This window comes from Bradyrhizobium sp. HKCCYLRH2060, assembly GCF_051168135.1.
Taxonomy (GTDB): domain Bacteria; phylum Pseudomonadota; class Alphaproteobacteria; order Rhizobiales; family Xanthobacteraceae; genus Bradyrhizobium.
Genome location: NZ_JBNPUK010000011.1, coordinates 128,822 through 155,119 on the forward strand (window position 1 = coordinate 128,822; position 26,298 = coordinate 155,119).

Genomic DNA, 26,298 nt, shown 5'->3' on the forward strand with positions numbered 1-26,298 from the left:
CAGTCTTGGGTTTTCTCACATCCGCGTGTTTGTCGTGAGCGACATAACGCACGATGGGAGACACAGCATCGACTATTCCCACTGTTGCTGCGACAAAACAGCCCGAAAATATTAGAACGCATCCAAAGGACACCGCTGTTCTAACATTGTTTCGACAAATGGAACCTCCGCAGCCTTATTCCGAACGAAGTCATCGCCGAAACGGCGCAACGGGGGCGCGTTGAATCGTCGGAGGTCTGATGACGAATCGAACGACGAGTTTGTTGCCGTGCGTTGCTATCGCCGTGCTGGCGGGAGCGGCTGCGACGACAATCGAGTTTACACCGGCATCGGCTGCAGACGAATGCCTTGCAAAGCCTGCGGGGACGCCGGCGGGGAAGCACTGGTTCTATCGCATCGATCGCGCGACCAAGAAGCAGTGCTGGTATCTGCGCGACGACGATCGCGAGGCGAAGGGCGCGTCGCTGGTCACGCGCAAGCTCGCCTCGCAGAAGGAACGGGCTCAGCTCTCGTCGACCGCGGCGAATGCACGTGCCGAGATCCAATCGTCCAAGGACGCCGCCGATGAGGTGAAGGTCGTGTCCTCGACACCGACCGCTGCGGCGTCTGTGGCGGCGACGTCTGCCTTTCCGTCGGTTGCTGCATTTCCGGCCGCGCCTGCACCGGCCGTCGCGCCGGCGCCCGTGGCGTCAGCGCCGGCGGCGGCTGCGCCCGACCCGGTCGGCGCGGCTGTGAACGAATCTGCTGTTGCGACGCGTTGGCCCGACCAGTCCGGCACGCTGCAGGCAGCGGCGGAGCCTGGCGCGCCGCGCGCATCCTCCTACACGCTCGCTGCCGCCAGCGACACCAGCGCCGCGGAAGCGGCTGCTCCCGCGACGCCGGCGCTGGCCGCTGCGGATGCGTCGCCGGCCGTGACGATCGGCATGTCCGGGGACGATGCGTCCAAGACGCGGATGTTCGCTTTCCTCGGCGCAGTCGCGATTGCGGGCTTCTCGATCAGCGTGCTGTTTGCGCGCGCCCGGGGCAGGCGGCAGCTCCGCATCGAGCCGGCGGCCGCCCGGCGCGTCACGCGTTGGCCGGCGGAGCCTGAGCTCGATCGCATGCAGCTGCCGCCGGTGGACAGCTACTATCCGGCCCTGGCAGGACGCAGGGGTAAATCGTCGCAGTCGACTGCGCAGGTCTCGGTCGTGCCGCGCGACGACGCTCGCTACGATGAGCAGTACGAGGTCGAAGACCTGCTGGCGCGTTATTCCGGACAGGAACGCCGGAATTCGTGAGCGTCAGGCGACGGACATCTCGGAGCGAATCTCGGCGCGCAATTCGTCGATCAGCCTGAGGCCGCCCTTCGTCTCGACATGCCAGAAGGTCCAGCCGTTGCAGGCCGGCAGACCTTGCGCCACCGCGCCGATGCGGTGGATCGAGCCGACCTTGTCGCCCAGCATGATGGCCCCATCGGCGCGCACCAGCGCGCCGTGGCGGCGCTTGGAGTCGACGAGCTTGGTGCCGGGCGCGATCATGCCGCGTTCGATCAGCTCCGAGAAGGCGACGCGCGGCGCTTCGCGGGCCGTCATGAATGGTGCGAGCGTGGCCTCCGGCAGCGGCTCGACCGCGGCGATGCGCCGCTCTGCCGCCTTCGCATAGACCTTGTCGCGCTCGAAACCGATGTAGCGGCGGCCGAGGCGTTTTGCCACGGCCCCGGTCGTGCCGGTGCCGTTGAACGGATCGATCACGAGATCGCCGGGCTTCGATGACGACAACAGCACCCGCGCCAGCAGGCCCTCCGGCTTCTGCGTCGGATGAACCTTCTTGCCGTCGGCGTCCTTCAGCCGCTCCTCGCCGGTGCACAACGGAATCAGCCAGTCCGAGCGCGCCTGAACGTCCTCGTTGGCGGCCTTCAGCACTTCGTAGTTGAACGTGTAGCCCTTCGCCTTCTCGTCACGCGCGGCCCAGATCATGGTCTCGTGCGCGTTGGTGAAGCGGCGGCCGCGGAAGTTCGGCATCGGGTTGGACTTGCGCCAGACGATGTCGTTGAGGATCCAGAAGCCGAGATCCTGCATGATCGCGCCGACGCGGAAGATGTTGTGATAGGAGCCGATCACCCAGATCGTCGCGCTCGGCTTCATCGCGCGGCGCGCGGCGAGCAGCCAGGCGCGGGTGAAGTCGTCATAGGCGGCGAACGAGGAGAACTTGTCCCAATCGTCGTCGACGGCATCGACCTGCGATTCGTCGGGACGCTTGAGCTCGCCCTTGAGCTGCAGATTGTAGGGAGGATCCGCGAACACCAGGTCGACGGATGCGGCCTGCAGTTTCGACATCTCGGCGACGCAGTCGCCGACGATGATTCGTTGCTCTTCAAGCGGCTGAAATTTAGTGCGGGGCGCCTTTGCAGACGCCCCGCGACGCGACTCTACCATGACTCAAGAACTCTGACTCAGGCGACGCTGTCGGCGACGCGGGACCTAACAACCGACTGCCCACACATTGACGTGGCAAAGTAAAAATGGACTTAATCGGGAAAATTTTTCGCATCGATGCGCACGCGTTCATCACGCGCACCGACGATGATGAGCCGTTCGTCGATGCGCGATGATCTCTGCGCAACGTGGCGATTGCGATGGGCTTTTTCGCTTCGCGCGCACGCCGCCGCCCGGCGAGGGGAGGTTGCACATGCCGGATTTTTCGGCTCGCGCTAGGCAAAATTTGCCGGCCGGGTTATTGATTAACACAGTGGAAATTTTACCTGTTTGCCGCGTTAGGCATTTCGCGCAGAGCCGCGCAAGGACAGTGAGGAAAGGCCGCCATGCGTTACGATGATTTCCGTCGCAGCGACGACATCGACGACCGTCGCGACGAAGGCGGCGGGATGGGCGGCGGTATGGGTCTGCCGATCGGCGGCGGCGGGCTCGGCATTGGCACCATCATCGTGCTCGGCCTGATCGGCTACGCCTTCGGCATCGACCCGCGCATCCTGATCGGCGGCGCCGAGATGATCACCCGTGGCGGCGCGCCGATGGAGCAGGCCGACCGGCGGTCGCCCGGCAAGACCGGCGCGCCGAAGGACGAGATGGGTGACATGATCTCCGGTGTGCTCGGCGAGATCGACGACCGCTGGAGCGAGATCTTCCAGGCCAGCGGCCAGAATTATACCGGGCCCAAAATCGTGCTGTTTCGCAACAGCACCAATGGCGGCCGCTGCGGCATGGCGCAGTCGGCGATGGGGCCGTTCTACTGTCCGCCGGACCGGCAGATCTTCCTCGACACCAACTTCTTCCGCGAGGTCGAGACGCGCTTCCGGGGCTGCTCGGGCAGCGCCTGCAAGTTCACCGCGGCCTACATCATTGCCCACGAGGCGGGACACCACGTCCAGAACCTGCTCGGCATCCTGCCGCGCGTCACGCGGATGCAGCAGCAGTCGGACAACAAGGCCGAAGCCAACGCGCTGCAGGTCAAGGTCGAGCTGCAGGCCGATTGCCTGTCCGGGGTGTGGGTCAATCGTGAGGCCAAGAAGCGTCCGGGCTTCCTCGAGGATGGCGACATCGACGCCGCGCTGACGACAGCCTCGGCGATCGGCGACGACACCCTGCAGCGGAAGGCGACCGGACGCGTGGTGCCGGATTCGTTCACCCATGGCTCTGCCGCGCAGCGCAAGCGCTGGTTCATGGTCGGCTACCAGCAGGGCACGGTGCAGGCCTGCAATACGTTCAGCGCCGGTTCGCTGTAGGGAGACGCGCTCATGGCGATCGACGAGAGCAAGAGCTTCATTCCCCTCAACATCGCCGTGCTGACGGTGTCGGACACGCGTTCGCTCGCCGACGACAAGTCCGGCACCACCTTGAGCGACCGCCTGACCGCCGCCGGCCACAAGCTCGCGGCGCGCGAGATCGTCACCGACGATGTCGAGAAGATTCGTGCGGTGGTGAAGTCGTGGATCGCCGACCCCGGCGTCGACGTCGTCATCACCACCGGCGGCACCGGCTTCACCGGCCGTGACGTCACGCCGGAAGCGATCGAGCCCCTGTTCGAGAAGCGCATGGACGGCTTCTCGATCGCCTTCCACATGCTGAGCTACGCCAAGATCGGGACGTCGACGATCCAGAGCCGGGCCACGGCCGGCGTCGCCGGGGCGACCTACATCTTCTGCCTGCCGGGATCACCGGGCGCCTGCCGTGACGGCTGGGACGGCATCCTCGCCGCCCAGCTCGACTATCGCACGCGACCCTGCAACTTCGTCGAGATCATGCCGCGGCTCGACGAGCATCTGCGCCGGCCCAAGGCGCAGGGCGCGACGGCGTAGGGCCACGGCGCGATGCCGTATCGCGCGTTGATCGCGCGTCTCACTTCGTTGGTACGATATCGAAAGCGCCGCCGCCTTCGATCGCCGCGCCGATGAGGCCGCCCATCATGCTGGCCGCGAAATTCTGGCCGCGCGGCCCCACGACCATCCGATAGGTCTTGCCGGGCACGGCGGTGAAACGAATGTTCGACGAGCCCGGCGAGGACCATGTCGATACGGTGATCGTGGTGGCGCCCGGCGCAATCGGGCCGCTATAGCTCTCGCCGCGGCCAAGGCTCGCCACCTTAACGCCATTGATTTCGATCGCCGCCGGCGCCGCCAGATAGAGGAAGTCCGTCGTGCGCGTAATCGCGACCGTTGCGCGCCCTTTGGGTGCGGCGTGCGCCGCCGTCCCGGCCTCGACCCCAAACAAGCCTGCCAGCGCGACTAGCGCCGCAAGCTTCGAACGCACCATCGATTGCATCACTGCCAATACCCGCCCCGGTTTGGCGCGATACTACCGGCGCGACGGAACTTCGCAATCGGCATGCGCAGCCTGTTGTGGAGGTGATCTCGGCCTACCGGCGGTTGTTACGATCACAAGCAGCGCGGGCTACAGCTCCAGCCGCCATGTCTCGCCGGTCAGCGGGACGCCGAACATGGCGTGCGGCTCCTCGGCGATCTTGCGAAACCCGGCGCGGGCATAGATGTCGCGTGCGGCGGTGAGAATGCTCTGCGTCCACAGCTCGATCGTCCTGTAGTTCTTCTCGCGCGCGAAGCGGATGCATTGTTCGGTCAGAGCCCGGCCGACGCCGAGCCCGCGTGCCTTCTTCTCGACCAGCAGCAGCCGCAGCTTGGCGACCTCGCCGCTGCCCTTGACCAGGAAGATCGAGCCGACCGGCTCGCCCGCGAGCTCGGCGATCCAGCAGTGCTCGCGCGCCGGATCGTAGCTCCTGATGAACTGTGCGCCGATCTCGGCGACCAGCGCCTCGAACGAGACGTCCCAGCCATATTCCTCGGCGTAGACGGCGCCATGCCTTGAAACCACCCAGCCGATGTCGCCCGGACGATGGCTGCGCAGCAGGACCGGGGAGCGGCCCGGCTGCTGCGGCTCCAGGGCGGTCGCGATCGTCGTCATTGCACCGACCAGCCGGTCGCGCACGGAGGGCGCCAGCGGCGCCAGCATGGCCGCGATCTCCTTCTGCGAGCTGCGGTCGAGCTTGGCATAGGCCTGCCGTCCCTTCGCGGTCAGGCCGAGCTGCTGCTGCCTGCGGTCGGTTGGCAAAGGCGTGCGGGTGATCAGCCCCTGCTCGTCGAAGCTCTGGACGATGCGGCTGAGATAGCCGGCATCGAGGCCGAGCGAGAGACCGATCTCCTTGGCCGAGATGGCCTCGTACTGTGCGAGCTCATAGAGCACACGCGCCTCGGCCAGCGAAAACGGACTGTCGAGCAGATGCTGGTCCAGTGCGCCGAGCTTCCTGGTGTAGAAGCGGTTGAACGCGCGGATGGCGGCGACTTGGCCGTCGGCTGGGGTGGAATTCATGGGGGCGCCTCCAATATTTGCCATTGTCAACCAATTGGTTGACTTTGGCAAGTATGGTCGTGCCGCTTACACCATCACGATCCGGCTGCGCAGCATCGTCCGCGAGGACCGGCCGAGCTGACGCAGCAGCCGCGTCTCGGCGCGCTTGTGGTCGGGCTTGTATCCGCCGAGCTGCCGGTAGTGATCCCTGGCGATCAGCAGGCCCTGATCGCCGAGCGGTCCGACCAGGACCCGCGCAACCGCGCGCAGCCGGTCGCGCAGGCTGATGGCGGCATAGGGAGACCGGGCATAGCGGAAGACGCCGGCGCGCGGCCGGCCAGCGGCGGCGACGCTCTGGACGAACTGCATGGTTTCGTCGATCCAGCCGGGATCGAGCATCGCGCCGGCGGGCAGAAACATCAGCCAGGGCGCACGCGCTTTCGCCGCCCCTGCCGCAAGGGCAGCGGCCTGGGAGCCCTCGAACTTCATGAAGTGGCAGCCGGCAACGTCGGCGACACGTTCGATCACGCTGGAATCGGGCGAGCGATCGACCAGCAGCACCTCGGTGACGACACCGGCCGCAGCGCCGGGCACCAGCGCCGACAGGGTGGCCACGGCGGTCTGCTCGACACCTTCGGTCGGGATGATCACGCTCAGCATGAACCTGGCATCGTTATCTGTCGCGCCTCCGGCATGATTGTTATCATCTTGTCATAGCCAAATCAGCCCGCTGCGCTTCGGAATTTTGCAGCATGCCGGTTTGGCGGCACGGGGAGGAAAAGGGAGGGTCAGGCGGACAGCCGTTTGTCGGGCTGGGTCGCACCGCTGCGCCAGGCCGCGACCTCGGCCAGCTCGGCGTCGGGTCGAGTCGCCACGATCTCCAGCCGTCCGAGATAGAGGCAGCCTCGATCGCCGTCGATGGTCACCCAGTCGCCGCTTCCGACCGGCGTTCCGGCGAGTGTCGCGCAGCCGGCTTCGACACGCACCTCGAGCGCACGACAGCCGACGATGCAGGGCCGCCCGAGTTGGCGCGCGACCAGAGCGGCGTGGGCGGTGCGTGCGCCGACCGACGTCACGATGCCGGCCGCGACAGCGAAGCCCGCGACATCGGCGGTCGAGGTATCCGGGCGCATTAGGATGACCGGCTCGCCGCTGGCGGCCAGCCGCTTGGCGCCGTCCGCGTCGAAGGCGGCGCGCCCTGTGGCGATGCCGCCGGAGGCACCGATGCCTGTTGCGACCGGGGCGCCGGCCGCGACCAGCGACGTCTCGACCAGCCGCTCCAGATCGATGTCGGCCAGCCGCTCCAGGGCCTCATGAGGCGCGATGACCCGCTCGCGAACCAAATCCACCGCAAACCTCAACGCGGCGCGCGGCGTGCGCTTGGCGGCCCGGGTCTGGAGAATCCACAAATGGCCATCTTCAACGGTGAACTCGACGTCCTGCACGTCGCCGAATGCCTGTTCGAGCTGCCGCAGCACCGCACCGAGCTCATCCCGCAGAGCGGGAAGTGCGCGCGTGATCGCATCCTCGCTGTCCGGCATGCGGCGACCGGAGACGACGTCCTCGCCCTGCGCATCGAGCACGAGGTCGATCATGGGCTGCCGCGCCCCGGTGGAGGGATCGCGCGAGAACGCGACACCCGCGCCCGAACCGAGACCGCCATTGCCGAACACCATCGTCTGCACGGTGACGGCTGTGCCGCGCAGGTCCTCCAGGTTCTGCAGCTTGCGATAGGTCTGCGCACGCTCGCTGCTCCACGAACCATAGACGGCACGCGCCGCGGCCATGAGCTGCGCTTCGGCATCCTCCAGCCAGCCATCGCTGCCGGTCTCGACCAGCGCCTGTTCGTCGGCCGCGAGCCGCGCAACGGCTTCGCTGTCCAGATCCCGGTCGTTGGCAACACCTTCGTGCGCAACCAGCTCGTCGCGCCGCGCCGCGAGCGTCCCGGCATCGAAGCCGAGCACGGTCTCGGAGAAGCTCTCGATGAAGCGCCGGCGACAGTCGAAGGCGAGGCGCGGCCGTCCGGTGCTGCGGATCAGGCCGCGCATGGCAGCCGAGGTGCAGCCGACATTGAGCACGGTGTCGAGCATGCCCGGCATGGATCGCGCAGCGCCGGAGCGGACGGATACAAGCAAGGGCCGGCGATGATCGCCGAAGACCCGGCCGGTCGTCTGTTCGAGAAACCGGATGCCCGCCCGCAGGCCGTCGCGCAGGCGCCGTTCGGCATCGGCCTGGTTCGCAATGATGTCGGCGCAGAGCTCGACGGGAAGCACGAAGGCCGGCGGCACGGGCAGTCCGAGCGTCGCCATGCGCGCCAGATTGGCGGCCTTGGCGCCGACGGTCTCGGCCGAGCATGGCTCGGTGTTCGTGCCGAAAATGCAAATGATGGACATGGCAGTTCCTAACCCGCGAGATCGATCATGATGTACTGGCGCAGCAGATGTCCGAAGCTCGCCAGGCGGTCGGTCGCACGCTCGATGGCGCGCGCCAGCTCCAGCCCGGACAGCGATGTCGCGACGTCGAAGCCCGCTGTGAACACGAGGGCGGTGATCGCGCGTTCCTGCGCATCGGCCGCGTGTTCGCTGTCCATGAGGCGCAGCACGGCGGCGAGCGCATCATCGGAATCCGCCCGCCGTCCTTCGGGCACCTCGGCAGCGGCGGCGAGGCCGCTCGCGGCCGCCTCGATCCCGCCAATGGCGACCTTGCAGAGCTCGGCCAAGGCCGCCGACAGCGTTGGCGGCATCGCAGCCGGCGCGAGCGAGGCGATGAACGCCGCCTGTTCGAGTTCGTCGACGGCCTCTTCGACCCGGTCGACCAGTTGCGCGATCAGCGGCTCGGCCTTGAGCCGCGTGATCTCCTCGCGGGCCTCGATCGCGATCCGGTCGGCCTTCTGTTCGATCCTGCTGGCGCGTGCGGCCAGCAGCTTGCGGTCGGCGGAAACGCCGGACTGCAGCGCACTGAGATCGCGGTTCAGCGCGGCGGTGAGGTCGTGGGCCAGGCCGAGCTGGCGCATCACGATCGCGAGCAGCGCACCGTCGGCACGATCGAGATGCCGCACCAGATCGGCTTCGATCTGGTCGCGGACCAGCCGCACCGAGCGGCCGGCCTGCAGGCCCTCGGTCGCAGCACGCAACGCGGCCTTGAGAAATTCGACTGCAGCGGTGCGGCCCAGGGCGCGATCCAGACGTTCGCCGAAGCCGATACGATGGGGCGCCGCGTTCCGGACGGCCGCACCCAACAGTTCGTTGCCGCCGAGCTCGAGGAAGGCGCGGTGGCCGATCCGGTTGCGCGCCGCCCAGTCGAGAAGTCTGATCGCATCATCCTTGGACAGCCAGGTCCGCAGCAGTTTCCGGGCCTTGTTCCAGTCGATCAGGAACACCAGCGCGGCGCCGAGTGCCGTGAGGAAATCGTCGCGCGCTTGCGCGGTGTTGCCCTGGAATTGGCCGGTCACCAGGTAGAACGCGTTCTCGTCCGCGAGGTTCGTCCCGGTGTGACGGTCGAGACCGCTCCAGGTCGCCGCGAAACCATCGAACAGGCGAACGAAGAACTTCGCGCGGGCGAGGTGAACGTCGGTGTAGGTGACCGTGACCGTCAGACCTTGGACCGCGATCACCATGACATGCGCATCGGTGGTGCCGATGTCGTTCTGGATTAGGAGGCGTTCGCTGGCGCGGGTCGCCATCGTGTCCAGGCCGGGATGGTCGAACTTGAGTGCGCGCGTCGCGTTGAGCCCACGCATGAAGGCGACGACAGCGGGCTTGTCGTCAGCGGCGAGCCCGTACACATGAGCTCCGTCGAGCGTGTCCTCGGCGCAGTCGGCCGCGATGCGGTTGAGCGCCTTGTGGAGATCCATCACCAGCCGGTGCAGGCTGTCCGCTTCTTCCTGGGCGCCAGTCAGACGCGCGACGCGCGTGAAATCGATTTCGTCGCCTATCGTCAGCAGGCCCGCGCGTTGCATCGTGCCGAGCCGGCGTTCGGCAGACTGGCCCTCGGAGCTTCGTCCGGCGTTGACCGCGCGGATCATCGCGCGCGTATCGTTTTCGATATCACCGATCAGCGCGGCGAGACCGGGAGCGGCAAGGCGTCCGGTCGCGGTGCGATGCGCGCCGCCGATCAGGCTCGCGAGATCAGCCGGTGCGATGCGCGCGGCGCGGCACTCGGTCGAGAGATCGGTCGGCCGCTGTTCCGGCGCCTGAGCGTGCTGGGCGGCGGCCTGCAGCGCGCTCATGCGCACCTTGACACGGTCGTTGGCAGCGAGACCGTCGGCAATCAGTGACGGCAGCAGGATGTCGGCTTCGCCGAGCTCCTTGATGATCTGGGATTTCATGACGGCGTCGATCAGGTTTCCGATGCCGTCACCGTGCCTCAGCACCGCACGCAAGTCCTTGCGTTGGATCATTCATCGAACCGTCACACAAGGTGTGCGGGCGACGTCAGTCGCCTGCCTGTGTCGGCGTGGTGCCGCCGGTGCTGTTCGGCCAGACCCAGTCGCGGATCTCGGGCATGTCCTCGCCATGCGCCCGGATGTAGCGGGCATGCTCGATCAGTGCGTCGCGGAATTTCTGCTTCACATGGGCCGCCGACACACTGAGGCCGGGCACGCGCTCGATCGCCTCGATGGCGAGGTGGAAACGGTCGAGCTCGTTGAGCACGACCATGTCGAACGGAGTCGTCGTGGTGCCTTCCTCGATGAAGCCGCGCACGTGCATGCCGGCATGGTTGGTGCGGCTGTAGGTGAGACGATGGATGAGATACGGATAGCCGTGATAGGCGAAGATCACCGGCTTGTCGGTCGTGAACAGGCTGTCGAAGTCGCGGTCGCTGAGGCCGTGCGGATGGTCCTGCTTCGGTTGCAGGGTCATGAGGTCAACGACGTTGACGACGCGGATCTTGAGGTCGGGCAATTCCTTGCGCAGCAGATCGACGGCAGCGAGCGTTTCCAAAGTCGGGACGTCTCCGGCGCAGGCCATCACCACGTCGGGCTCCTCGTCGGCGGGCTCGGTGCCGGCCCACGACCAGATGCCGATGCCGGCGTCGCAATGGATGGCCGCATCCTGCATCGACAGCCATTGCGGCGCAGGCTGCTTGCCGGCGACGATGACGTTGATGCGGTCATAGGTGCGCAGGCAGTGGTCGGCGATCCACAGCAGCGTGTTGGCGTCCGGCGGGAAGTAGATGCGGACGATGTCGGCCTTCTTGTTGGCGACGAGATCGACGAAGCCGGGATCCTGATGGCTGAAGCCGTTATGGTCCTGCCGCCAGACATGTGACGTCAGCAGATAGTTCAGCGAGGCGATCGGGCGCCGCCACGGCAGCTCGCGCGACACTTTCAGCCATTTGGCGTGCTGGTTGAACATCGAATCCACGATGTGGATGAACGCCTCGTAGCAGGAGAACAGGCCGTGGCGGCCGGTGAGCAGATAGCCTTCCAGCCAGCCCTGGCAGAGGTGCTCGCTCAGCACCTCCATGATGCGGCCGTCATGCGCGAGGTGGACGTCGTAGGGCTCGATGCCCTCCATCCACACCCGCTCGGTGACCTCGAACACGGCATCGAGCCGGTTCGAGGCGGTTTCGTCCGGGCCCATGATGCGGAAGTTGCGTGTCTCTGCATTCAGCGTGATCACGTCGCGCAGGAACTTGCCGAGTTCGCGCGTGGCTTCAGCGATGGTCTGGCCCGGAGAGGACACGTCGACCGCAAAATGCTGGTAGTTTGGGAGCTTGAGCTCACGCTTGAGCAGGCCGCCATTGGCGTGCGGGTTGGCGCCCATGCGCCGCGCGCCCTTCGGCGCCAGCGCCTGCAGCTCCGGCATCAGCCGGCCCTGCGCGTCGAACAATGTGTCCGGCTCGTAGCTCTTCAGCCAGGCTTCGAGCAGCGCGAGATGCTCCGGCTTGCCGCGCGGATTGGCGATCGGCACCTGGTGGGCACGCCAGAAACCTTCGACCTTGAGGCCGTCGACCTCCTTCGGGCCCGTCCAGCCCTTCGGGCTGCGCAGCACGATCATCGGCCAGCGCGGCCGTTGGATCGTTGCATCCGGCTGACGCGCATTCTGCTGGATCGAGCGGATGCTTGCGAGCGCGACATCGAGCGCGTCCGCCATCTGCCGATGCATCGCCTTGGGCTCGGCGCCTTCGACGAACAGCGGCTCATAACCGTAACCTTCGAACAGGCATTTGAGCTCGGCGTCGCCCATGCGGCCGAGCACGGTGGGATTGGCGATCTTGTAGCCGTTGAGATGCAGGATCGGCAGCACCGCGCCGTCATGGGCCGGGTTCAGGAACTTGTTCGAATGCCAGGACGCGGCGAGCGGGCCGGTCTCGGCCTCGCCGTCGCCGACCACGCAGGCCACGATCAGATCGGGATTATCGAACGCCGCGCCATAGGCGTGCACCAGCGCGTAGCCGAGCTCGCCGCCTTCATGGATCGAGCCCGGCGTTTCCGGCGCCGCATGGCTCGGAATGCCGCCAGGGAAGGAGAACTGCCGGAACAGCTTGCGCAGGCCATCGGCATCGCCCGTGATATCCGGATAGATCTCGCTGTATGTGCCTTCGAGATAGGTGTTTGCGACCATGCCCGGACCGCCATGGCCGGGACCGCAGATATAGATGACGCTGAGATCCTGGGCCTGGATGGCGCGATTGAGATGGGCGTAGATGAAATTCAGTCCGGGCGTCGTCCCCCAGTGGCCGAGCAGGCGCGGCTTGACGTGCTCCGCTTTCAGCGGCTCGCGCAGCAGCGGGTTGTCGAGCAGATAGATCTGCCCGACCGAGAGATAATTGGCCGCACGCCAGTAGCGGTCGAGCAGGTCGAGATCATCGGCCGGGATCGTCTGGTGGGAAGACGTGATGTTCATGTAACCTCGCTTGCCGTCCGCTTCGCGCCCGCGGGAGAGTGCATTAGAGTAATGCCGCACCGTCCCGTTCCAGTGCGCTGCGAGGATAGAACGGGAATGTGATGGTTGGCCTTGCGCCGGCTCAGAACCACCACGCAGATGTTCTCTTTCGTTCTTGTAATGTTCTTTTTGTGTGCTATGTCTTGGCCATGAGCCGAGCATCTTCACATGCCCTCAAGCGCCCGCCGGTCCCGGTGCCCTCCGAGCCGGCGGGCGCGCCTTCTTTCGGTCCTGACAAGGACTTCCCGGAACTCGCGGTCGCCATCGAACGGGGCCGGCGCCGCGGCCGGGGTGCACAATCCAATGCGAGCGGCCGCTACGAGGCGGAGGCGCGCGTTGTCTTCGACGACGGCTGGCAGAGCCTCGAAGACCTGCCGCCGTTCAAGACCACGGTCGCGACCGATACCTCGCGCAAGGTCATCACCCGCAACGACTCGCCGGACATCGGTTTCGATCGCTCGATCAATCCGTATCGCGGCTGCGAGCACGGCTGTGTCTACTGCTTCGCGCGCCCGACCCATGCGTTTCTCGGGCTGTCGCCTGGCCTCGACTTCGAATCCAAGCTGTTCGTGAAGCCGGATGCGCCCGCGCTCCTGGAGAAGGAGCTCGCGGCCAGCGGCTACGAGCCGCGGATGATCGCGATCGGGACCAACACCGATCCCTACCAGCCGATCGAGCGCGAGCGGAAGATCATGCGCGGCATCCTCGAGGTGCTGGAAAAGGTTGGCCATCCCGTCGGGATCGTCACGAAGTCGGCGCTGGTGATGCGTGATGCCGACATCCTGGCGCGGATGGCCAAGAAGAACCTGGCGAAGGTCGCGATATCAGTGACCACGCTGGATCCGAAGCTGGCGCGCACCATGGAGCCGCGGGCGTCGACGCCATCGAAGCGGCTGGAGGCGCTGCAGGCGCTGTCCAAGGCTGGCATCCCGACGACGGTGATGGTGGCGCCGGTGATCCCGGCGCTCAATGACAGCGAGATCGAGCGCATCCTCGATGCCGCCGCCCATGCCGGGGTCAAGGAAGCCTCCTATGTGCTGCTGCGGCTGCCGCTGGAGGTGCGCGACCTGTTCCGCGAATGGCTGCTCGAGCATTATCCCGACCGCTACCGCCACGTCTTCACCCTGATCCGCGACATGCGCGGCGGCCGCGATTACGACTCGCAATGGGGCACGCGGATGAAGGGGACAGGCCCGATGGCCTGGATGATCGGCCGCCGCTTCGAGATCGCCTGCGAAAAGCTGGGGCTGAACAAGCGCCGGACCAAGCTGACGACCGATCATTTCGTCCGGCCAAAGGGCGGCGGGCAGCAGTTGAGTTTGTTCTAGCGTCAAGCTGCATTGAATTGCTGCCATCGACGTCCACGAAGTGTTTGCGGCCGGGGTGTTGGGGCGATAGTCATGCGGCGCCTGCCACTGGAGACTATCTGCGTCTGGCGGTTGCGGTCGAAAACGCAGGAACTTTCCAGTGGTTGGAAAGAGGGGCAAGCCGTCGAGCCGCCTGCCTCTATCAGCTCTGCGAGGTCAAGAGGCGCGGTCGCGGCTTTTGAATAGCAGGGAATTGAGGTCCGTTCGGGTTGGCCGCCGCCGGCGGTTTCGCACCATGCCGGCCATGATTCGCGATCAGTCAAAGAAGCCGGGCAGGGTGAGGGCCGCGAGCGGTGCCGTGGTGAAGAGTGACGCTGCAAAGGCCGTGACCAAGGCTGCGCCGCAGAGTGCCACAGGCAAGACCTCCGCCAAGCTCGGCAAGGGCGTCATCGCTGTGGCGCCGCCGAGCTTCCGGCGCGAGCGCGCGCTGCTGCCGCCGCCGTCATTCAAAGAAGCCGGGCAGGGTGAGGGCCGCGAGCGGTGCCGTGGTGAAGAGTGACGCTGCAAAGGCCGTGACCAAGGCTGCGCCGCAGAGTGCCACAGGCAAGACCTCCGCCAAGCTCGGCAAGGGCGTCATCGCTGTGGCGCCGCCGAGCTTCCGGCGCGAGCGCGCGCTGCTGCCGCCGCCGTCATTCTCGATCCCGCGCTTATCCCGAAGGGCCTCAACGATTCCAAGCGGTTGACCGCGGAGCACCGCCAGGCGGTGTTCGAGTTGCAGGGCGATAGGGGCGGAAGTTCGCTTCAAGTGAATTGTTCCCAAGAGCCCGAAACGAAGTTGTGTCGAGCGGGCTGGGACGCTAGGGAGGTGCCTGCCAGCTGACGAGTGTGCCCCGGGGGACATGGACACGCGATGCACAATTCTGACTACTTCACCCTGTTTATCTTGGTGTTGTCGGCAGTCTCGCTTGCCCTCAGGCTGACGAGCCGGGCCAGTGTTGAGGTCCGTCGTGGAATCGTGGCGATCGGCTCGACGATCGTTTACTATGGATTTGATCCGCACGGGTTGCCGATTTGTCTCGGTTTGGTCGCAATCAACTGGGTGCTGGGGCGTGCAATCGTGCTGTCACCACACCACAGAAAATCCACGCTTCTGATCTGTGGCTTGACGCTCGATCTCGGACTGCTTGCTGCGTACAAATATCTTGGTGCCATTATCGCCGGACTGGGCCCGACCTATTCCGTTGAACTGGGACTTGGCTTTCCGCTTGGGCTCTCCTTCATCGTCTTCCGCCTGGTGTCGCATCTCGTGGATGCACACGCCGGCGGCGAGGTCGCGCGCTCTCCGCTGGACCTATTGTGCTATGCATTGTTTTTTCCGGCGATCTTGTGCGGCCCGCTGATCCGCTACGAGGCGATGATGAGCCAGGACCGGCTCGGTCGTACGACCAGCGTTGACTGGTCCATTGGGCTGGCACTGATCGGCATCGGGATGTTCAAGAACCTGATGATCTCGCCCGCGATCGCAGCTGTGGCCGACAAGGTCTTTGTGCCTTGGCTTGCCGAGCAACCGATTCCCGTGACCGGTGCCTGGATCGGTATGATCGCCTACGGATTCCAGGTGTATTTCGACTTCTCGGGCTACAGCGACGCGGCTATCGGCGTCGCGCGTCTGCTCGGTGTGGAGTTGCCAGCCAATTTCCATTCCCCCTTCAAGGCGCGCAGCATGGTCGATTTCTGGCAGCGCTGGCACGTCTCATTGACACGCTTTCTGACGATCTACGTCTACAATACGGTCACTCTGACCATGGCGCGCAAGATCGGAGCCAAGGCCAGCGCGGTCAAGCAATTCGTCTGGCGCATCGCCTATCCGACCACGCTCGTGATGTTCCTTATGGGCATCTGGCACGGCGATCACCTGACATTTGCTATGTTCGGCCTGTATCACGGCGTTCTGCTGGTCGTGAACCACGCTTGGCGAAACTTCGGCGGACGTTATCGCAAGGCAGCGCTCGCCTCCGACTGGTGGCCTACAATAGCGCTCGGACTGACGTTCCTCGCGGTCGCGGCCGGGTGGGCAATCTTCCGTGCCAGCAATCCGGGGCGCGCGTTCGCGATGCTCGGGACATTGCTCGGGCGTTCAGAGTGGACCGGGGCCACGCTGGCGAGCAGCGCCTGGCCAAGCCATCTGGCGGACCCGCTTCTCACCACCGGCGGGGCGATGCCGATCACGGTTGCCGATATTGCCTTGCTGCTCGCGCTCTTCCTGATCGTCTGGGTGTTGCCGAACAGCAATCAAACCCTGTCGCGGTTCAATCCGGTGTTCGAAGGCGGCGGCTACCCCAAGATCGCGCCTTCGACCGAGGCGCTCAAGCTGTCCTTATCCCCGGCCTGGGCGCTCTCAGTGTCATGTCTGCTCGTCTGGTCGGTCGTCGCCTTCTTGAGCAACGATCGCGCCGCGCTGCTCTATTTCCACTTCTGACCGAGTGCACATTGGCCATGCCCGTCCGACCGATGAGCTCCGCAGGATAAGCCATGCAGTTGTCCGTCACGTCAACCACGCAGCAGCAAACGGGAGCGCGCCGAGGTCGTCGCTTCCTGGCATGGGTGGCAGGGTTTGCGCTCGTCCAAATCGCGCTGATGGAATATCTCGGCTGGACCACGCTGGAGGGACGCCCCCCCTCCGCTGCAGCCCGCCTGCAGCAGGGCAACGTGCCCGTCGTCTTCTTTCCCACTGATGCACGCAACTGGGCTGCCTTCAAACTGCAGCGGATTGCCGACGAACAGCCGGAGATCATCGCCATCGGAAATTCGCGCTGCAGTCAGCTGCGCTCAGCGATGTTCCGACCCTACAAGTTCTACAACGCCTGTCTGACGGCCTGGACGGTTTCGCAGCTGCGCGATTTTCTAAACAGGATCACCGAGGTCTCCCATCCCCGCGTCGTCATTTTCTCGATGGATTATTTCCAGCTCTCGAATTCCTACCAGACGATCGAGGCTAAGCGGGCAGGGGCGTTCCGCTACACGATCGGGGCGCACATCGGAGGGATCGGCTCCTTGATCGGTCAGGCGATGGATGCCAGCGGTCATGGGCTCGAAGCTCTGTGGGAGTGCCTTGCCGGCCGCTATCCGAGGCACCCGCGAGAGGATCTGACCATGGTCGGAGTTACCGCGGCGCGAACCGGAGCCGGCTTTCGTTGGGATGGATCGCTGATCTACCAAGTCGCGCAATATGACGGCGCCAAGCAGGTGATGCTCGATCTGAAAAATGGCTTGGTCAATGCCATTCCCGGAGCGCCCCATGCTGATGAGGGGCAACTCGCCGAGCTGGCGGGAATGGCGGCCGATGCCAAGGCCAAGGGCGTTCTGCTGGTTGGAATCCAGTTTCCGATCTATGCGCCGACCGTCGATTTTCTCGACCACGACGAGGGATACAGACCTTACGCAGGAACGTGGCGCGATTTCGAGAGCGAGGCGATGAAAAAGAGGTTCGCCGAAATGGGGATCGTCCACATCGATTTGAGCCGCGCCGTCATGTCAAAGGATCCCGAGAATTTCGTCGACACCTCTCATCCATCCGAGGCCGGCATGGTTGCCGCCTTGATTGAGGCAAGCGATACTGCCGGGTTCGCAGCGGCGCTGCCGAGGCTGGATATTCCCGGTTTGCGAGACGACCTCGGTCGCGCCAATGACTATGTCAACCACTACCATCTCTACAGATCGACTTTCGTGAAGTAATGGCCTTTGGGGCGGAGTGCAAAATGACGGCTGAGATCTACGAGCGTTTGAACAAGGTCTTCATCGAGACGTTCGGTGACGAGACCATCAAGATAACCCCCGAGATGACGGCCGATGACCTCGATGAATGGGATTCCGTCACGCACATCTCGTTGGTGCTGGCGGTCGAGGAGGAGTTCGGGCAACGCCTCAATGCCGCGGAAATCGGCAATCTCGAGAATGTCGCGGCGATGGTCGCTTTGCTCCAGAAGAAGATGGCGCGTTAGTTGCCGATGATCGGCTGGGTCATTGGCACAAGAAGCCGGAATTGGTCGGTCCATCGTTCGATTCGGGTCCCAGCCTGTGTTCCCTGTGCGACTTGGTCCAGGTGATTGAATAGGACCCGGCCAGCTCTGACTGGGCCATCCGGGTGCCGATAGATCTGCAATCCTGAGTGGTCTGAGCAGGAACTGTTATTTTTTCTCGACCGGCTGACTTGAAAAAGCTAGTTTGTGAGCCTTAGGGGTGTGCTCGGCCTTATTCTAAACCATGCCGAGCTTCGACGCTGATGACGGGCAGGACGGGGGAATGGTTAAATTGGCCGGCGGCGCGAGCCCGGTTCTCTGCCTGAAGCCTGACGATATCTTCGTCGGCTTGACGGCGGAGATCGAACAATGCGTCGAGCGTCAGCATGTCGATCAGTTTGCAGCGCTGACCGGTGACGTATCCCCGATCCACATGGACGACGGCGCGGCCAGGGAACGCGGTTTCGAAGGGCGCGTCGTCCACGGCATGCTGATCGGGGGATTCATCTCACGGCTGTTCGGGCTCCGCCTGCCGGGCCTCGACTGCATCCTGCAATCGATCAATCTTCGGTGGATCGAGCCGTTGTACATCGGCGATACGATCCGCATCCAGGCAACGGTGGCGCAATGGTCGAGCGCAGCCGAGGTCTTCGTCGCCAACGTCGAAGTCATCCGCCCGCGCACTCAGACGATCGTCGCCAAGGGCAAGGTCCAAGCAGGGTTTACCAGGAGCCGAACATGAAGGATTGGGATTTTATACTTATCTGCCAATCTAACGTCGTCGAGTACGACGCGTTTTCGGCGCTTCCCATCGATCGGCTGGATCTGTTCCGGTCGCTGGTCTACCCGCGGATGGTTCGGCACGAGGGGAAGTTCGTCGGCCATCTCGATTTCATCAATTCGATCTCGGGCCGGCCCAACTATTTCGAGGCCGATTATCCCGGGCGCCGGCAGTCGCTGAACATATGGAACCTGCCGTCGGCCAGCGGTCTGCACGTGGCCAACTACCTGCTCTCGTTCGGTATCCGCACCAAGATCATCAACAACATCGACAGCGACTGGGATCTGTTCGAGGAGGCCTACCGCAGTTGTGGCGGTGACATCCCGGTCGGCATCTCCTCCACGTTCTTCCTGAGCTTCAAGGAGATCGGGCGCATTTGCAAGCGCCTCAAGAAGCTCGATCCCGATATGGAGATCATCGTCGGCGGCGCGTTCGCGAATTCCTACATCATCAACGGGTCGCCGGCCGATCTGGCGGAGCCGATGCGGAAATACGGCATCAAGCACATGCTGCATGCCTTCAACTCGGAATTCGATCTCCGGGATCTGCTCATGGCCCGTCGCAAGGGTGAGGGCTTCGATCAGGTCAAGAACCTCTGCAGCTACCAAGGAGGCAGCTTCACGGCCGGTCCGGTGCAATGGAATACGCCGCTGCTCGACGACTGCCCGGCCTTGTGGGATCAACTGGACGCGCCGTTCCTCAATCGCACCGTCCAGATCAGGACTGCGTCGGGGTGCCCGTTCTCCTGCGCCTTCTGTTCCTATCCGACGACGGCCGGCGGCTGGAAGACGTTGGGAGGCGACAAGGTCAGGATGCATCTCGACGCGGTCAAGCGCATCGGCGGCATCGATCGCATCATCTTCATCGACGACACCTTCAACGTGCCCCCGCACCGCTACAAGGCTCTGCTCAAGATCTTCCAGGAATATGACTTCGAATGGTTCTCGTTCCTCCGCGTGCAATATGTCGACGAGGACATCGTGCGGGCGATGAAGGATTCCGGGTGCAAAGGGGTCTATCTCGGTGTCGAATCCGCCAACGACACCGTGCTCGAAAATATGAACAAGAAGGCGCGACGCGCCGATTTCCAGCGTGGCATCGAGTTGTTGAACAAATACGACATCAACTCGCTGGCGGCCTTCGTGCTCGGCTTCCCCGGCGAGACGGACAAGACCATCCAGGACAACATGGACTTCATCGAGAACTGCGGCGTCCAGTTCTATTCGCTGAAGGAATTCTATTATATGGAGCACACCGACATCCACAACCGGCGCGAAGAGTTCGGTTTGACGGGGATGGGCGCGAATTGGAAGCACAACACGATGTCCCATGAGGACGCCGGCCGCATCAAGCTCGAGATGTTCCAGTCCATCAAGAACGCCTGCTTCGTCGATCCGGACACCAGCCTTTGGTACATGGCCTATCTCTACGACCAGGGTTACGACTTCCGCGAGATCAGGCAATTGCAGGAAGGCATCAACACCATCATGAAGAGGCAGCTTGCGGGGGACTTCGGTGACAATGACGACGTCGTTGCCTCGCTGAAGGCGCTTCACGCAAACCGGTTGCCGGGATCGGTGTTGCAGGCAAGCCGTCCGGAGCTCCTCACGAGCGCCTTCGGGGCTTAGATCGACAGCGGCGGCCGCCGCGACTTTTCGACGGCCCCCGACGGGGACGTCAAATCGAGAGCGGTGGCCCAATTCGGCGCCGAAGCAACGAGTTTACCGGCTCATGGTTTTTCGGACTTTCGCGATTTCCGAGGTTCGCACATGAGCGGTGTGGCTGGAGCTTGCCGACTTCGGGGCGTGGGGAATTGTACTGACTATTTGCGATGAGCCGATCCGACATGAACAGCACGCGTTCGAACGACCGTTTTGCCAGCTTCGCTGCGCAGGCGCGGCGGGGAGAGATCCAGGATGCCTTCGCGACGCTGCGAAGCGCGATCGACCCGAATGACAGCTTCGTCACCTTGCGCAAATACCTCAAGGTGTTCGATACGATGGACCGGGACGCGCTCGGCCTGAAGCCGATCCGGATCGCGATTCTGTCGAGTGCCACGGTCGATCACGTCTCCGAAATGGTTCGCTTGTGGTTGGCCTGCGAAGGCTTTGCCGCGCAGTTCTACATCGCGCCCTTCGACACCGTCGTTTCGACCATCCTCGACAAGGATGGGGACCTGTACGCGTTTCAGCCTGAGATCGTGTGGATCTTCACGACCGGACGAGACCTGCGGATCGACATGCCGCCCGGAAGCGCGGTCGACGTCGTCGATGAAGCCGTGGCCGCCGAGGTCGACATGGCGGAAGGCTTGTGGGCGGAGCTGCGCAAGAACTGCCCAGCCCTCGTCATCCAGAACAATGCTGATACGCCCTCCATCGACGTCCTCGGCAATTTCGAGGGCTCTGTCGGCTGGAGCCGGCGCTCGGTCATCCGCAAATTCAACAGCCGGCTCGCCGACCGAGCCTCAGGCGGCGTGGTGATTTTCGACTATGATCACCTGTCGGCGCTCTATGGACAGTCACGCTGGTTCGAATATCGCCACTGGCATCATTCCAAGCAGCCAATGACGTTCGATGCCATGGGGCTGGTCGGCTTTACGTTCGCGCGGCTGGTCGCGGCGATCAAGGGCCAGGCCAAGAAATGCGTCGTGCTCGACCTCGACAACACGCTGTGGGGCGGGGTCATCGGCGATGATGGGCTGGCGGGGATCAAGCTCGGCAACGGCGCCACCGGCGAGGCATTCAGCCAGATCCAGGACTACTTCAAAAGCCTGAAGCAGCGCGGTGTCATCCTCGCCGTCTGCAGCAAGAACGAGGCGGCCAATGCCAGGGAGCCGTTCGAGCAACATCCGGATATGCGCCTGAAGCTCGATGACATCGCCGAGTTCGTGGCCAATTGGAACAACAAGGCCGACAACATACGCACGATCGCCGAGAACCTGAACATCGGGCTCGATTCGATGGTGTTCATCGACGACAATCCCGTCGAACGCGACGTGGTGCGCCAGTACTTGCCGATGGTCGCCGTTCCCGAGCTGTCCGACGATCCCGCGGAATATGTCGGGCTCGTGCATCGCCTGCGCTATTTCGAGACGGCCGCCTATTCGCAGGAAGATGCCGTTCGTACGGAGTACTACCGCGCCAATGCGCAGCGCCGCGAGCTGCAGGGGTCTTTCGCCGACCAGGCTCAGTTCCAGGAAAGCCTGTTGATGGAGGCCGAAATCGGCTGCGCCGACGGGATGTATCTCGCCCGCTCGGCACAATTGATCAACAAGAGCAACCAGTTTCATCTGACTGGCACGCGCTACAGCGAAGCCGAGGTAAGTGCGTTTCAGCGCGATGAGAACTGGATCTGCCGCCATTTCATTCTGCGTGACCGCTTTGGCGACAACGGCCTGATCTCGGTGGTCCTGATGCGGCAGGATGGTCCGGCACTCGTCGTCGATACATGGGTGATGAGCTGTCGCGTGCTTGGCAGGGCGATGGAGGAGTTCATCGCCAACGAGATCGCGCGCGTCGCGCTCGATCGCGGTTGCGAGGTCATCCGGGGCCGCTACGTGCCGAGCAAGAAGAACAAGCTGGTGGCTCAGCTCTACCAGCGTCTCCGTTTCGAGAAGGTCGGCGAGGTCGACGGCGTCACCGATTGGATCCGTCCAGTGAATCCGCCGGTGTTGCTGGACACTAAGATCAAGCTGGTCGGGAGCGAGCCGGCCCCTCGCGACGAGACGGTCGACGCGGCCTGAGAAAATGGCACCGTTCGACCGATATGATGTCGTCAGGTCGTCGATCGTGCTCGTTGGTTTGCTGGTCGTGTGGATCGGTGCGCGCGCGGTGACGAGTGAAACCACTCTGCGCGATCTCCGCGACATTTCCGCTGCTCTGGCCGACGTCCGGGCTCAGCAGGCGCGCTTGGCGCAGGCGTCGGATCAGCAGCAGGCGCTGCTGCTGAAGCTCGAGGCCCTGCAGAGCGACCAATTGCTGTCCGACATGCGGACGCCCGCCTACAGCGCTGAAGGAGCCGCACTCTTCGCCAAGGCCCTGAAGGTCGATTGTCGGACCTTTGCCCGGACGCGTTCTGCGGTCATTCTCATCCTTGGCCAGAGCAATGGCGGCAACTATGGCGAAGGGCGCTCGCCCAATCGTCATGATGCTGATCTGGCCAACTACTTCAGCCAGCAATGTGCGGTTGCCGCCGAGCCGCTGATGGGATCCGACGGCAACGGCGGCAGTCCCTGGATCGCGCTGGCCAATACAATGCTCCAAGCCAAGGTTTTTGACCGAGTGTTATTGGTGCCGGTCACCCTCGGTGGCAGCGGCATGACCCGATGGAGCGCGGGCGGCGATCTCTACATGCTGGCCGAGAGCACGCTGCGACGCCTTGCCCGGTCTGGGATCCCACCAACTCATGTGTTCTGGGTTCAGGGCGAGGCGGAACGTTTCGACGATAGCCGGTACCGTCGCAACGGGGGCGCGGATTATTTCGACGGCCTTCAGGCCATCGTGAATCTGGTGCGGCGATATTCGCAGGCCAAGGTCTTCGTGTCGCCGACCTCGTCATGCCGGGGTGAGCAACGAGGGCCTGCGCCGGAGATTCGCTGGGCGCAGACCGAGATCGTCAAAGAGAATTCGGGAGTCGTGTTCAGCGGACCCGATCTCGACGCGATTGACCTGCCCGAGCAGCGAACCGATACCTGCCATCTATCGCAGGCGGGCATGAAGGCGTTCGTGTCGGGATGGCATGCGGCGATCCAGGCGGCAGAGCCTGCCGCCAGATAGCTGCGGATACAATCTCCGCCCCGACGGGCGGAATGCCGGGGACGGCCGCCGGTTCCCGGTTGCGCTCATGCATCGGCTTCAGCAGCATGCGGACATGATTCGCGATAAGGCCAAGAAATCAGCCAAGGCTCTGAACGCCGCGAAGGGCGCTGCTAAGGGCTCGCCCAAAACAGGTGGTGCGGCCGCCAAGCTCGGCAAGGGCGTCATCGCGGTGGCGCCGCCGAGCTTCCGGCGGGAGCGTGCGCTGCTGAAGCAGGGGATCTGGCCGGTCGCGGGCTGCGACGAGGCGGGACGGGGGCCGCTGGCTGGTCCGGTGGTCGCTGCTGCCGTGATTCTCGATCCCGCGCGCATTCCGAAGGGGCTCGATGATTCCAAGCGGCTGAGCGCGGAGCAGCGCGAGGCGCTGTTCGACAAGATCTGCAAGACGTCTGCGTTTGCGGTGGCCGTCGCCTCGCCGGCCCGAATCGACCGCGACAACATCCTGCGTGCCTCGCTGTGGGCGCTGTCTCGTGCCGTGAGGGCGCTGCCCGAGGCGCCGAAGCACGTGTTCGTCGACGGTCGCGACCGCATCGACGTCGATTGCGCGTGCGAGGCGGTGATCGGCGGCGATGGTCTGGTGATGTCGATCGCGGCCGCCTCGATCGTCGCCAAGGTCACGCGCGACCGGCTGATGTGCGCACTGGCGCAGGACTGCCCTGGTTACGGATTCGAGCAGCACAAGGGCTATGCTGTGCCCGAACACCTCGCCGCATTGGACCGGCTCGGCCCCTCGGCACATCATCGCAGCCTGTTTGCGCCGGTCGTCGCCGCCCGGCGCAAGCATCAGCCCTGGACCGAGGTGCCGGAGCCCGACCTTTTCGCAGAGGTGACCGTGGTCACGTCCACCGAAATCTCGCTCGGGGCCTGATGCTGGTTGCCTCGATCGCGCCGCGGTCTTAAAGCTTGAGATAGCGAACCGGCACGAATTGTCACTCCTCGCAGCGGGGGCGGTCTTGTGCGCCTCGATCATGCGGTATCGATTGCGGGCGTCGGACAGCGAGGCTGCTGCGGATGAGGGACGGTTCTGCCGGCCTCTTCGACGTCCTCAGCGATCCAGCTAAGCGATCCAGCCGTTCATGCGTTTCACGTCACTGGTTGTCGAACTGATCCGCGCAAGGCCGCGGCTGGTCGTCGTCATCGTGGTGCTGTGCCAGGCCCTGATGTGGCTCGGCGTGGCCATGCTGTTCTATCGCAGCCCGCCCGGCCAGCTTGCCACCACCATCGCATTCGGAGGCGAGTACCAGGTCGGCACCGATCTCGGCCCGCCACTGTCGTTCTGGCTGTCGGACATCGCCTATCGCCTCGCCGGCAATCATCTGCTCGGCGTCTACGTGCTGGCCGTGCTGTGCTCGGCGCTCAGCCTGTGGGTGATGTATCTCCTCGCGGCGGCGATCGTCGGCGGCCAGCAGGCGGTGCTCGCCGTGCTGCTGACCATGACCATCACCGCGTTCGGTGCGCCCACGCTGGAATTCGGTCCGGAGGTGCTGGCGCGTCCGCTCTGGGCGCTGCTGCTGCTCCATAGCTGGCGGATTCTCGGCGAGGGCCGGCGCAACGCCTGGTTTGCCTGGTCGATCGAGGCCGGCCTGCTGCTGCTGACCACGCCGGCCGCCGCCGGCCTGCTGCTGCTGATCGCGGGCTTCGTGGTCTCGACCGCGCAGGGCCGCCGCGTGCTGCGCTCGTTCGATCCGCTGTTCGCGCTGCTTGTGGTGGTGGCGCTGGCACTGCCTTATCTCATTTTCGTGCTGCGTTCCGACAGCGTCGGCCTACCGGCGCTGCCCGTTCTCGCCGAGCTTTCGGTGCGCGCCTGGCATTGGCTCGCGCTGGCGGGGGGACTGCTGCTGGCGATCTCGGCCGTGCTGCTGCTGGTGCTGCTCGACGCCGGCTGGATCGATCGCGGCGAGACCGATGCGCCGATCATCTATCGCCGCTCGGTGCCGCCGCTCGCGCGCGACTTCGTCTATTGCTTCGCGATTGCACCGGCGCTGGCGGGCAGTCTGATCTCCGCTCTGTTCGGCCTCCCGACCGTGTACGGCGGCACTGCCGTGACCCTGACCATGGTCGGCCTTGCCCTGGTGGTCGCGTCGGGCGATCTGATCTATCTGCGGCGGCAGCGGCTGCTGCGCCTGGTCTGGGCGGTTGCGGTCGCCGCGCCCGCCATCCTCGCGGCGGGCAGCGCTGTGGTGCTGCCGTTGCTCGGCGACCGCGAGGTCGCGACGGCGATGCCGGCCCGCGACATCTCCCGTTTCTTCGTCGAGAGTTTCGAGCGCCGTACCAACCAGCGGCTGCAGGCGGTCGCCGGCGATCCGCAACTCGCCAGCCTGGTCGCGCTCGGCCGCCGCCGCGCGCATCTGTTCCTCGATGCCACCCCGCAGCGGACACCCTGGGTCACGCCGGCCAAATTCGCCGAGAGCGGCGGCGTCGTGGTGTGGCGCGCCTCCGACACGGTCGGCACCCCCCCGCCGGAGATCGCCCAGCGCTTTCCCGGGCTGGTGCCGGAGGTGCCGCGCAGCTTCGACTGGCTGATCAACGGCCGCCAGCCGGTGCTGCGCATCGGCTGGGCGATCGTGCGACCGAAAGGGCCGTAGCGCTTCGCCGCGCTCTCCGTCATTGCGAGGAGCGCAGCGACGAAGCAATCCAGAATCGTGGGCGGGACTCTGGATTGCGTCTGCCTACGCCTAAGAAGGCTTCGGCG

21 protein-coding genes and 1 pseudogene are annotated in these 26,298 nt (G+C 64.6%); 15 read left to right on the forward strand and 7 right to left on the reverse strand.

The features are described from left to right. The first annotated feature begins 263 nt into the window (after positions 1-263). Complete coding sequence (locus ACQR10_RS21545) at positions 264-1,277, forward strand: hypothetical protein (RefSeq protein WP_316217312.1); 1,014 nt, start codon at positions 264-266, stop codon at positions 1,275-1,277. A 3-nt stretch (positions 1,278-1,280) separates the two neighbouring features. On the opposite strand, the gene ACQR10_RS21550 is transcribed toward ACQR10_RS21545, so the two are convergent. After that, positions 1,281-2,414: a site-specific DNA-methyltransferase gene (locus ACQR10_RS21550; RefSeq protein ID WP_316217311.1), complete on the reverse strand. Its 1,134-nt coding sequence runs from the start codon at positions 2,412-2,414 to the stop codon at positions 1,281-1,283. A gap of 386 nt (positions 2,415-2,800) precedes the next feature. Between ACQR10_RS21550 and ypfJ the strand changes: the two genes are divergently transcribed. Both ypfJ and moaB read left to right on the forward strand, forming a co-directional pair. Then, positions 2,801-3,721 (forward strand): KPN_02809 family neutral zinc metallopeptidase, encoded by a 921-nt coding sequence (ypfJ, locus tag ACQR10_RS21555; protein WP_315802817.1) that lies wholly within the window; start codon positions 2,801-2,803, stop codon positions 3,719-3,721. Positions 3,722-3,733: 12 nt separating this feature from the next. Then, a complete protein-coding gene (gene moaB, locus ACQR10_RS21560; protein WP_434840452.1) occupies positions 3,734-4,294 on the forward strand; it encodes a molybdenum cofactor biosynthesis protein B in 561 nt (186 codons plus the stop codon). A gap of 40 nt (positions 4,295-4,334) precedes the next feature. On the opposite strand, the gene ACQR10_RS21565 is transcribed toward moaB, so the two are convergent. From ACQR10_RS21565 to ACQR10_RS21590, 6 genes are all read right to left on the reverse strand, one after another. Continuing rightward, positions 4,335-4,748 carry a hypothetical protein gene (locus ACQR10_RS21565; protein ID WP_434840451.1) on the reverse strand — a complete coding sequence of 138 codons (414 nt, stop codon included), beginning with the start codon at positions 4,746-4,748 and terminating at the stop codon, positions 4,335-4,337. Between the two features lie 138 nt (positions 4,749-4,886). Next, the gene (locus ACQR10_RS21570) at positions 4,887-5,816 is read right to left on the reverse strand and encodes a bifunctional helix-turn-helix transcriptional regulator/GNAT family N-acetyltransferase (RefSeq protein ID WP_316217310.1); all 930 of its coding nucleotides are present in this window, start codon (positions 5,814-5,816) and stop codon (positions 4,887-4,889) included. 66 nt (positions 5,817-5,882) lie between these two features. Next, the gene (locus tag ACQR10_RS21575; protein ID WP_315802821.1) at positions 5,883-6,455 is read right to left on the reverse strand and encodes a glycosyl transferase; all 573 of its coding nucleotides are present in this window, start codon (positions 6,453-6,455) and stop codon (positions 5,883-5,885) included. Positions 6,456-6,583: 128 nt separating this feature from the next. Then, positions 6,584-8,188: a PEP/pyruvate-binding domain-containing protein gene (locus tag ACQR10_RS21580; protein ID WP_434840450.1), complete on the reverse strand. Its 1,605-nt coding sequence runs from the start codon at positions 8,186-8,188 to the stop codon at positions 6,584-6,586. Positions 8,189-8,196: 8 nt separating this feature from the next. Continuing rightward, entirely contained in the window at positions 8,197-10,122 is a 1,926-nt protein-coding gene (locus ACQR10_RS21585; RefSeq protein ID WP_434840471.1) for a hypothetical protein, read from the reverse strand. A 106-nt stretch (positions 10,123-10,228) separates the two neighbouring features. Further along, complete coding sequence (locus ACQR10_RS21590) at positions 10,229-12,646, reverse strand: phosphoketolase family protein (RefSeq protein WP_434840449.1); 2,418 nt, start codon at positions 12,644-12,646, stop codon at positions 10,229-10,231. A gap of 188 nt (positions 12,647-12,834) precedes the next feature. On the opposite strand from ACQR10_RS21590, the gene ACQR10_RS21595 reads away from it, so the two are divergent. From ACQR10_RS21595 to ACQR10_RS21650, 12 genes and pseudogenes are all read left to right on the forward strand, one after another. Continuing rightward, entirely contained in the window at positions 12,835-14,013 is a 1,179-nt protein-coding gene (locus tag ACQR10_RS21595) for a PA0069 family radical SAM protein (protein WP_315802880.1), read from the forward strand. A 337-nt stretch (positions 14,014-14,350) separates the two neighbouring features. Further along, positions 14,351-14,551, forward strand: coding sequence for a hypothetical protein (locus ACQR10_RS21600; RefSeq protein WP_434894214.1), 201 nt, complete (start codon positions 14,351-14,353; stop codon positions 14,549-14,551). Then, positions 14,538-14,764 (forward strand): annotated as a pseudogene (locus ACQR10_RS21605) (ribonuclease HII); the annotation flags it as partial. The gene ACQR10_RS21600 and the pseudogene ACQR10_RS21605, both read left to right, overlap by 14 nt. A 138-nt stretch (positions 14,765-14,902) precedes the next feature. Beyond that, entirely contained in the window at positions 14,903-16,471 is a 1,569-nt protein-coding gene (locus tag ACQR10_RS21610) for an MBOAT family O-acyltransferase (RefSeq protein ID WP_434894213.1), read from the forward strand. A gap of 53 nt (positions 16,472-16,524) precedes the next feature. Then, positions 16,525-17,727: a hypothetical protein gene (locus ACQR10_RS21615; protein WP_316217305.1), complete on the forward strand. Its 1,203-nt coding sequence runs from the start codon at positions 16,525-16,527 to the stop codon at positions 17,725-17,727. A 23-nt stretch (positions 17,728-17,750) separates the two neighbouring features. Further along, complete coding sequence (locus tag ACQR10_RS21620) at positions 17,751-17,993, forward strand: acyl carrier protein (protein ID WP_042340243.1); 243 nt, start codon at positions 17,751-17,753, stop codon at positions 17,991-17,993. Positions 17,994-18,255: 262 nt separating this feature from the next. Continuing rightward, complete coding sequence (locus ACQR10_RS21625; RefSeq protein WP_316217304.1) at positions 18,256-18,753, forward strand: MaoC family dehydratase; 498 nt, start codon at positions 18,256-18,258, stop codon at positions 18,751-18,753. After that, a complete protein-coding gene (locus ACQR10_RS21630) occupies positions 18,750-20,420 on the forward strand; it encodes a radical SAM protein (protein ID WP_316217303.1) in 1,671 nt (556 codons plus the stop codon). The genes ACQR10_RS21625 and ACQR10_RS21630 overlap by 4 nt, the downstream gene beginning before the upstream one ends. A 218-nt stretch (positions 20,421-20,638) precedes the next feature. Further along, entirely contained in the window at positions 20,639-22,534 is a 1,896-nt protein-coding gene (locus ACQR10_RS21635) for an HAD-IIIC family phosphatase (RefSeq protein WP_316217302.1), read from the forward strand. A gap of 4 nt (positions 22,535-22,538) precedes the next feature. Next, positions 22,539-23,567 (forward strand): sialate O-acetylesterase, encoded by a 1,029-nt coding sequence (locus ACQR10_RS21640; protein ID WP_316217301.1) that lies wholly within the window; start codon positions 22,539-22,541, stop codon positions 23,565-23,567. Between the two features lie 94 nt (positions 23,568-23,661). Next, positions 23,662-24,474: a ribonuclease HII gene (locus ACQR10_RS21645; RefSeq protein ID WP_316217300.1), complete on the forward strand. Its 813-nt coding sequence runs from the start codon at positions 23,662-23,664 to the stop codon at positions 24,472-24,474. A gap of 208 nt (positions 24,475-24,682) precedes the next feature. After that, the gene (locus ACQR10_RS21650; RefSeq protein WP_316217299.1) at positions 24,683-26,191 is read left to right on the forward strand and encodes a glycosyltransferase family 39 protein; all 1,509 of its coding nucleotides are present in this window, start codon (positions 24,683-24,685) and stop codon (positions 26,189-26,191) included. Positions 26,192-26,298 lie beyond the last annotated feature (107 nt).

Bases quoted from the DNA above. Each gene is read 5' to 3' on its own strand.
- ACQR10_RS21615 (WP_316217305.1), top strand. From the start codon at position 16,525: ATGCAGTTGTCCGTCACGTCAACCACGCAGCAGCAAACGGGAGCGCGC.
- ACQR10_RS21645 (WP_316217300.1), top strand. From the start codon at position 23,662: ATGATTCGCGATAAGGCCAAGAAATCAGCCAAGGCTCTGAACGCCGCG.
- ACQR10_RS21610 (WP_434894213.1), top strand. From the start codon at position 14,903: ATGCACAATTCTGACTACTTCACCCTGTTTATCTTGGTGTTGTCGGCA.
- ACQR10_RS21575 (WP_315802821.1), bottom strand. From the start codon at position 6,455: ATGCTGAGCGTGATCATCCCGACCGAAGGTGTCGAGCAGACCGCCGTG.
- ACQR10_RS21635 (WP_316217302.1), top strand. From the start codon at position 20,639: ATGAACAGCACGCGTTCGAACGACCGTTTTGCCAGCTTCGCTGCGCAG.
- ACQR10_RS21620 (WP_042340243.1), top strand. From the start codon at position 17,751: ATGACGGCTGAGATCTACGAGCGTTTGAACAAGGTCTTCATCGAGACG.
- ACQR10_RS21590 (WP_434840449.1), bottom strand. From the start codon at position 12,646: ATGAACATCACGTCTTCCCACCAGACGATCCCGGCCGATGATCTCGAC.
- ACQR10_RS21650 (WP_316217299.1), top strand. From the start codon at position 24,683: ATGCGTTTCACGTCACTGGTTGTCGAACTGATCCGCGCAAGGCCGCGG.
- ACQR10_RS21565 (WP_434840451.1), bottom strand. From the start codon at position 4,748: ATGGTGCGTTCGAAGCTTGCGGCGCTAGTCGCGCTGGCAGGCTTGTTT.
- ACQR10_RS21580 (WP_434840450.1), bottom strand. From the start codon at position 8,188: ATGTCCATCATTTGCATTTTCGGCACGAACACCGAGCCATGCTCGGCC.
- ACQR10_RS21625 (WP_316217304.1), top strand. From the start codon at position 18,256: ATGCCGAGCTTCGACGCTGATGACGGGCAGGACGGGGGAATGGTTAAA.
- ypfJ (WP_315802817.1), top strand. From the start codon at position 2,801: ATGCGTTACGATGATTTCCGTCGCAGCGACGACATCGACGACCGTCGC.
- ACQR10_RS21585 (WP_434840471.1), bottom strand. From the start codon at position 10,122: ATGAAATCCCAGATCATCAAGGAGCTCGGCGAAGCCGACATCCTGCTG.
- ACQR10_RS21550 (WP_316217311.1), bottom strand. From the start codon at position 2,414: ATGGTAGAGTCGCGTCGCGGGGCGTCTGCAAAGGCGCCCCGCACTAAA.
- moaB (WP_434840452.1), top strand. From the start codon at position 3,734: ATGGCGATCGACGAGAGCAAGAGCTTCATTCCCCTCAACATCGCCGTG.
- ACQR10_RS21640 (WP_316217301.1), top strand. From the start codon at position 22,539: ATGGCACCGTTCGACCGATATGATGTCGTCAGGTCGTCGATCGTGCTC.
- ACQR10_RS21630 (WP_316217303.1), top strand. From the start codon at position 18,750: ATGAAGGATTGGGATTTTATACTTATCTGCCAATCTAACGTCGTCGAG.
- ACQR10_RS21570 (WP_316217310.1), bottom strand. From the start codon at position 5,816: ATGAATTCCACCCCAGCCGACGGCCAAGTCGCCGCCATCCGCGCGTTC.
- ACQR10_RS21595 (WP_315802880.1), top strand. From the start codon at position 12,835: ATGAGCCGAGCATCTTCACATGCCCTCAAGCGCCCGCCGGTCCCGGTG.